5 protein-coding genes are annotated in these 6092 nt (G+C 62.0%); all 5 read left to right on the top strand.

Going from position 1 to position 6092, the window contains the following annotated elements:
- Positions 1 to 35 precede the first annotated feature (35 nt).
- A complete protein-coding gene (gene tnpA, locus UB31_RS19905) occupies positions 36 to 431 on the top strand; it encodes an IS66-like element accessory protein TnpA (protein ID WP_044999804.1) in 396 nt (131 codons plus the stop codon).
- Entirely contained in the window at positions 428 to 775 is a 348-nt protein-coding gene (gene tnpB, locus UB31_RS19900) for an IS66 family insertion sequence element accessory protein TnpB (RefSeq protein ID WP_044999806.1), read from the top strand. The genes tnpA and tnpB overlap by 4 nt, the downstream gene beginning before the upstream one ends.
- A gap of 70 nt (positions 776 to 845) precedes the next feature.
- Positions 846 to 2474 (top strand): IS66 family transposase, encoded by a 1629-nt coding sequence (tnpC, locus tag UB31_RS19895; protein ID WP_044999807.1) that lies wholly within the window; start codon positions 846 to 848, stop codon positions 2472 to 2474.
- A 1282-nt stretch (positions 2475 to 3756) separates the two neighbouring features.
- The gene (locus UB31_RS19885) at positions 3757 to 4947 is read left to right on the top strand and encodes an ABC transporter ATP-binding protein (RefSeq protein ID WP_245306025.1); all 1191 of its coding nucleotides are present in this window, start codon (positions 3757 to 3759) and stop codon (positions 4945 to 4947) included.
- Between the two features lie 46 nt (positions 4948 to 4993).
- Complete coding sequence (locus tag UB31_RS19880) at positions 4994 to 6073, top strand: ABC transporter substrate-binding protein (RefSeq protein ID WP_045012120.1); 1080 nt, start codon at positions 4994 to 4996, stop codon at positions 6071 to 6073.
- The last annotated feature ends 19 nt before the right edge of the window (positions 6074 to 6092 follow it).

Genomic DNA, 6092 nt, shown 5'->3' with positions numbered 1-6092 from the left:
TGTTGGATTAGTCCAATTGGTGCGTAACAGTCCTTATGGACAGCCATAAGCGCAGTACTCAGCTTGAACGGCTTGAGGTGGTCGAGACTGGTCGCCGGCGACGCTGGTCGGATGACGAAAAGCTGCGGATCGTGACCGAAAGCTTTCAAGCGCCGCGCGCGATATCGTCGACAGCAAGACGCCATGGCATATCACGTTCGTTGCTGATGACATGGCGGCGCTCGTTCGGTCCCGAGCCGATCAGCCCTCAAAGCGAGCAATCCGGCTTTGCGCGGGTCGTCCTTGCCGCTGAGGTCGAGCCGGCGGTTGCTGCCACAGCGACGAGCGGGCAGATGGTGATCGTCGTTGGCCGGGATCGTCGGGTGATTGTCGATGCGGGCGTCGATGCGGCCGCCCTGGCGCGGGTGCTGCAGGTTCTGGAGCGTCGATGATCCCAGTCTCTTCGAGCGCACGCATCTGGATTGCGACCGGCTACACTGACATGCGCAAGGGCATGCAGGGTTTGTCATTATTGGTGCAGGAAAGCCTTGGTCGCGATCCGTTCGCCGGAGATGTCTTCGTGTTCCGCGGACGCGGCGGTTCGCTGATCAAGGCCTTGTGGCACGATGGAATTGGATTGTCGCTCTACGCGAAGCGGTTGGACCGTGGCCGTTTTGTCTGGCCGGCGACGGTGGGCGGTGTGGTGGGGCTGAGCGCGGCGCAGATGAGTTATCTGCTGGAGGCGATCGACTGGCGCAATCCGCAGCACACGTGGCGGCCACAGAGCGCAGGATAGGCTCAAAAAAGTTCTGAGGTGCGGAAGAAAAGACGCCTCAAATCGCCTCTTTTGTGATTCCATCGGGGCCATGGGTGACGGCCTTGAATCGCTGCCAGACGACATCGAAACGCTGCAAGCGGCATTGATCGTTGCTCGGGCGGAGGCTGCGGCCGCCCGTGCCCGGCAGTCCGACGACCAGGCGTTGATCGCCCATCTGAAGCTGCAGATCGAGAAACTCAACCGCGACCGCCATGGTCCGCGCTCGGAGCGTACCGCGCGGCTATTGGATCAGCTTGAACTGACGCTGGAGGAGCTGGAGAGTTCGGCGACGGAGGACGAACTCGCCGCCGAAATGGCCGCGGCCAAAACCACGAAGGTGGCGTCGTTCACGCGCAAGCGGCCGTCACGCCAGCCGTTCCCGGAGCATCTACCTCGCGAGCGGGTGATCGTGCCGGGACCTGTGGCGTGCGCCTGCTGTGGCGGCGCGCGGCTGTCCAAGCTCGGCGAGGACATCACCGAGACGCTGGAGGTGATCCCGAAATCCTGGAAAGTGATCCAGCACGTCCGCGAGAAGTTTACTTGCCGTGATTGCGAGAAGATCAGCCAGGCTCCGGCGCCGTTCCATGTGCTTGCCCGCGGCTGGGCGGGGCCAAGCCTGCTGGCGATGGTGCTGTTCGAGAAGTTTGGTCAACATCAGCCGCTGAACCGGCAAGCGGAGCGCTATGCCAAGGAGGGCGTGCCGATCAGTCTGTCGACCCTGGCCGACCAGGTCGGCGGCTGCACCGCGGCGCTGGCACCTTTGTTCAAGCGCCTCGAGGCCTACGTACTGAGCGCCGAGCGATTGCACGGGGACGACACCACGGTTCCGGTCCTGGCCAAAGGCAAGACCGACACCGGCCGGATCTGGGTCTATGTGCGCGACGACAAGCCTTTTGGAGGGCAGGCCCCGCCGGGCGCGGTGTTCTATTACTCGCGCGATCGGGCCGGCGAGCATCCCCAGGCTCACTTGGCCAACTACAGCGGAATCTTCCAGGCCGATGCCTATGGCGGCTATGGCAGGCTTTACGAACCGGGCCGCAACGCAGGTCCGATCCTGGAAGCCGCGTGCTGGGTCCATGCCCGGCGGCCGTTCTTCGTGATGGCTGATCTGGCCGAGAATGCGCGTCGCAAGGCTCAGGGCAAGAGGCCGGCAGTGATCTCGCCGCTGGCGCTGGAAACAGTCCGCCGGATCGACGCCCTGTTCGAGATCGAGCGGACCATCAACGGTCAGAGCGCCGAAAGGCGCCAGGCAGTTCGCCGGGAACTCAGCGCGCCGCTCGTGGCCGATCTGGAAGCCTGGATGCGCACACAACGCGCCAAGCTCTCGCGCAGCAACGATGTCGCCAAGGCCATGGACTACATGCTCAAGCGCTGGAGCGCATTTACCCGCTTCCTCGATGACGGCCGCATCTGCCTGTCCAACAATGCGGCGGAGCGTGGCGTGCGCGGCATCGCTTTAGGTCGGAAGTCGTGGTTGTTCTGCGGCTCGGATCGCGGCGGCGAGCGGGCGGCGGTGATGTACAGCCTGATCGTCACCGCCAAGATGAACGACGTCGATCCGCAAGCCTGGCTCGCCGACGTTCTGGCGCGCATCGCCGAGCATCCCGTCCAAAGGCTCGACGAACTGCTGCCATGGAATTGGCGCTCTGCCATCCGGAACGTTGATCAAGCCGCCTGAGCCGAAAATGACCCGCGCGCGGTCTTCGCCGGATGCTTACCAAACAACATAATCGCCCGTGGCTTTGTCAGCTTGCACGTTGGTTTCGAAGGCGCTCATGACACGTCCCGCGTCTTTCCGGATTTGAAAAGCGGATCGACTTTCTACAAGTCGCGCTCTTACACCAAACTGGCTGCATTGCCGGCCATTTCAGGTGTTGGATCGCAAAATCGAACTATTCCCGCACTTCGGACCATTTAATAATCTAAAATTAAATAAAACTAATAAATAAAAATCACAACACAAATAATTAAAAATGCGGAGCAAAAAAGAGAAAAAGGGGTGACCTTTCTCATCAATGACAAGAAGATGGGAGGGCGGTTGATAGGGGGAGATCGGAAGTTTCCGACTGAGCGCCAACCGATGCTTTTGACCCCGAAGCAGATGTCACAAGAGCTGTTCTTGGTGACATAAGGACGGCCACCGGCTGTTTGATTCATCAGGCTTTGTCTGTGACGACGACATCGAAGCAATCATCAAGGCGACAGTGCTTGCCATAGGCATTTTAATCGACAAGCCCGAAGACGATCCTGAACGGCGGCTCGCCATTATCGACGACGCGGGGCACGAAATTGGCACCCGTGCCCGTATACTCCAAGCCATCATACGAGAATCCCGCCAAATAAGGTTAGAGGTCCGCAGCGCGGCGTTGCCGTTCGCAGTTGATCATGGCAGCGTGCTCTCTCCGCGCTATGGAGTGCTTGACACTTTGGCGTGGCCCGACCGTCGAATCGCGCCGGAGGCTGACCACCGCTTGACCACCGAAACCCCGTCAACAAACGGGGGTAGAGGCGGTCAATCGCGAACAAACCTCATTGTTTTTGTTGATCTTTTCGTCGGGACGCAGGGGTCGCAGGTTCGAATCCTGCCACTCCGACCATTCTTCCAAAAGTCGACGTTTTCCAGAGGCTTGGCCGACCGGCCGCCGGCGCCTCGGGAGCGCCTTTTTGCAACGATTTTCGGGGCGGGTCCACGGCCGATTTGGCCGGGCAGGGCGGCCTGCCCGGGTGACATGGCTCCATTCACCGAGAACGGCAGCACAGATCCCATCGTCCAGTGATCGCTGGCCGCATGTCATGCCGTGACTGCGAAACAGGCCAGACGACCAAGCTATCATCAGGAATCGCCCAACAAATCTGCACGTGACCGACTGGTCTCGTAGCGGCAAGGCGCCTCGATTTTGTAGTTTACACATGGCCGTTCCGCAGAGCTTACTTCGCCCGAGCTGGATCTCACAGGACCGATGATGGACGCGATCCGCACCTTCCCGCCGCTTCGAGACGATCGCGCCGATGCGTTTCCGCTGGCCGGGCGTTCCGGGTCCGGTGCTGCCAATGATGTCCCGGCATCCAGTTCCGCTGAACGGTCTGCCGCGCAGGTGAAGCTGCATGTCCGCGGCGTCTCCAAGACCTACGGCACCTCGACCGTCCTCAAGCCGCTCGAATTGAAGGTGATGTCGGGAGAGCTGCTGGCGGTGCTCGGGCCCTCGGGATCGGGCAAGACGACGCTGCTGCAAATCATCTGCGGGCTGGTCGAACCGTCCGGCGGACGGCTGGTCATCGACGGGCGAGACGAGACCGACAATCCGGCCAACAAGCGCGACATCGGCGTCGTCTTCCAGAATTACGCGCTGTTCCCGCATCTCACGGTCTATGAGAACGTCGCCTTTCCGCTCCAGATGCGCAAGCTCGCCCAGGCGAAACTGCGAAACAGGGTTGAGGAAACGCTCGCGATGGTCGGGTTGTCCGACTTCGCCAAGCGCTTTCCGCGCGAATTGTCCGGTGGTCAGCAGCAGCGTGTCGCGCTGGCGCGCTGTTTCGTCTACCAGCCGTCCCTGATTCTGATGGATGAGTCGCTGTCGGCGCTCGACAAGAAGCTCAGGGACAGCATGCGGGTCGAGATCAAACGCCTGCATCGCGAGACCGGCGCGACCATCATCTTCGTCACGCATGACCAGGAAGAGGCGCTGGCGCTGGCCGACCGGATCTGCCTGATGAATGACGGCAGAATCGAGCAGCTCGGCGCGCCCGAAGAGATCTACGAGCGGCCGGCCAACATTTTCGTCGCCGACTTCATCGGCGCTTCGAACCTGATCCATGGCGAGGTCGCCGGCGACGGCACTTTCGACACGCCGGATGGCCGGGTGCCGCTGCCGCCCGGGCAGCCGATGCCTGCCGGACGCAAGGCGGCGCTGGTGATCCGTCCCGAGAAGCTCGAACTGTGCGCGCGCGACGACGCCTATGTCGCCGGGCATGTCGAGGAGACCATCTATGCCGGTTCCGAAACGCGTCTCCTGGTGCGGCTTGGCAGCGGCAGCCTGATGACGGCGCGCCGCGCCGCCGGCCTTCCACCGATCACAATCGGAGAACCGATCTTCATTCGCTGGGACCGCACTCAAGCCCGCCTGCTGGAAGGCGCGTCCACCGTCACCTGAACCACACCATCATTGCAACTCGATCTCGCGCATCACGGAGACCAGGATGTCCACCAACACGATCTCGCGACGCAAGCTTATCAAGACAACCGGTGTGGCGGCCGCAGGCCTCGCGCTGCCGGCGATCTGGACCGGACCGGCAACCGCCGCCGAGCAGATCACCGTGGCCGATGTCGGCGGCGCGCCGGGTGCTGCGATCCGCACCGCCTTCTATGAACCCTTCGAGAAGGAGACCGGCATCAAGGTGGTCGGCGTCGTCCACGAGTCCGATCCGGTGACGCAATTCAAGGTCATCGTCGACACCGGCACCAAGCTCTGGGACGTCTGCATGGTGACGCCGGATGACGTGCTGCGCCTGACCAATGAGAAGGATTATCTCGAGCCGCTCGAGATTTCGAAGGGACCGGACGACGAGTTCATTCCGGGCTCGCTGATGCCGAACTGGTTTGGCTTCTCGGCCTATGGCATCGTGATGGCCTACCGGACCGACACCTACAAGGCGGCGGCCCCGACCGGGTGGGCGGACTTCTGGGACACCGCCAAGTTTCCGGGGCGCCGTGGCCTGTACCGCAATCCCAAGGGCGTGCTGGAATCGGCGTTGCTGGCCGACGGCGTCGCGCCAAAGGACCTTTATCCCCTCGACGTCGATCGTGCCTTCGCGATGCTGGAGAAGATCCGCTCCGAGGTCGCCGTCTGGTGGACCGCCGGCGCGCAGAACACCCAGATCCTTCAGAACGGCGAAGTGGATATGGCCGACACCTGGTCGGCGCGGGCTTTTGCCGCGATCGATTCCGGCGCGCCGGTCGGCATCGTCTGGAAAGGTCTGTATTCGGTCGACGGCTGGTCGATCCCGAAGGGCACAACGAAGCTGAAGCAGGCGCGTGAGTTCGTGAAGTTCTGCATGCATCCGGAGCGGCAGGCGGCCTATTCGAACATCGTCGCCAATGGTCCGACCAATCTGAAGGCCTACAACTTCATCAAGCCGGAACGCGCCAAGGTGCTGCCGACGCTGCCCGAGAATCTCGCCGGCCTCACCATCCGCGACTTTGCCTATTGGGGTAAGAACTATGCCGCCATTTCCGAGCGCTTCCAGGAGTGGCTGCTGATGGGCGGCAAGAAGGGCTGAGGCCTGGGAATCATTTCGA

This window comes from Bradyrhizobium sp. LTSP849, from assembly GCF_000938255.1.
GTDB lineage: Bacteria > Pseudomonadota > Alphaproteobacteria > Rhizobiales > Xanthobacteraceae > Bradyrhizobium.
Note: the sequence above shows the minus strand (reverse complement) of the source record. Positions and strands in the feature narration are given on the sequence as shown.